The following is a 1,392-nucleotide window of genomic DNA, read 5'->3' on the forward strand; positions in this document are numbered from 1 at the left end:
GTTCGATGCGCGCCACCGGGATGCCCATCTGGATCGTCGCGATGACCGCGTTGCAGGCCGCCTCGACGCTCGGAAACGGGCAGACGCCGCCGGAGATCGCCTGCGGGATGCCTTGCAGCTTCAAGGTCAGCGACGTGATGATGCCGAGCGTGCCTTCCGAGCCGACCAGCAGCCGCGTCAGATCATAGCCGGCCGAGCTCTTTTTCGCCCGCTTGCCGGTTGTCACCGTTTCGCCGTCGGCCATGACGGCGGTCAGCGACAGCACGTTCTCGCGCATCGTTCCGTAGCGCACCGCGTTGGTGCCGGAGGCCCGCGTTGCGGCCATGCCGCCCAGCGAGGCATTGGCGCCGGGATCGATCGGAAAGAACAGGCCGGTGTCGCGCAGATGCCGGTTCAAATCCTCACGGGTGACGCCGGGTTCGACCGTGCAGTCGAGATCCTGCGGATTGACCGCCAGGATACGGTTCATGCGCGATGTGTCGACCGATATGCCGCCGCCCGGTGCGTTGGTGTGACCCTCCAGCGAGGAGCCGACGCCGAAGGCGATCACCGGCACGCGGTGCGCCGCACAGGCGCGCACGATCTCCTGCACCTCGGCCGTCGTCTCGGGGAACGCAACGCCATCCGGTGCCTGCGTCGGAATGTAGGTGGTGGTATGTGCATGCTGCGAGCGGATCGCCTGGCCGGTCTGGAATCGCTCGCCGAGCTGCTGCTTGAGGATCCCGAGCACCGCAGCGATGCCTTCCTCGTTGCGTTCGACCGGGTTGAGGTCGCTCAGAGCCATGAATTCCTCCGCGAATGGACCAGCGTCCATGCTTGTTATGCGTCTATGGATGCGTAAAGCAATTCCAGGAAAAGTGTGAAGCGGTTTTCCGTCCGAAATTGCGTCAGAACAAATAGAGTCTCCGGAGCCACGCTCTGTCCAGCACCAGAACAAGGAAGTTTCGATGCCCATCCCCACTCCCTTCGTCTCGAAACCCATGGACATCGAGAAGGACTGGATCGACTACAACGGCCATCTCAACATGGCCTATTACAACGTGCTGTTCGACCGCTGCTCGGACGACGCCTTCGAGGCAATGGGCATGGGACCGAACTATGCCAGGGATCGCCGCCTCACCATCTACACCGCCGAAGTCCATGTCTGCTACGTGCAGGAGCTGCATCTCGAGCACAAGGTCACGGTCTCCTTCCAGCTCATCGACCATGACGACAAGCGGCTGCGGGCCTATCAGGAAATCCGCCATGTCGACGGCTGGCTGGCCGCGACTTCCGAATCGCTGTCGCTGCATGTCGACATGTCCGGGCCGAAGGTGGCGCCCTTCCCCGCCGATGTGCTGGCCAGGGTCGAAGACATGCGCGCCGCCCATTCGGCCCTGCCGATGCCGGAAC

Annotated in this window: 2 protein-coding genes; one reads left to right on the forward strand and one right to left on the reverse strand. The window is 63.4% G+C overall.

Going from position 1 to position 1,392, the window contains the following annotated elements:
* Positions 1–784 (reverse strand): FAD-binding protein (locus ENZ74_RS31750; protein ID WP_127313294.1); only part of this gene is annotated, 784 nt, incomplete at its 3' end.
* Positions 785–947: 163 nt separating this feature from the next.
* Between ENZ74_RS31750 and ENZ74_RS31755 the strand changes: the two genes are divergently transcribed.
* A partial coding sequence (locus ENZ74_RS31755) for a thioesterase family protein (protein WP_164761404.1) occupies positions 948–1,392 on the forward strand: 445 nt, incomplete at its 3' end.

The organism is Mesorhizobium sp. M7A.F.Ca.CA.002.15.2.1, from assembly GCF_003998715.1.
Classification (GTDB): Bacteria; Pseudomonadota; Alphaproteobacteria; order Rhizobiales; family Rhizobiaceae; genus Mesorhizobium; species Mesorhizobium ciceri.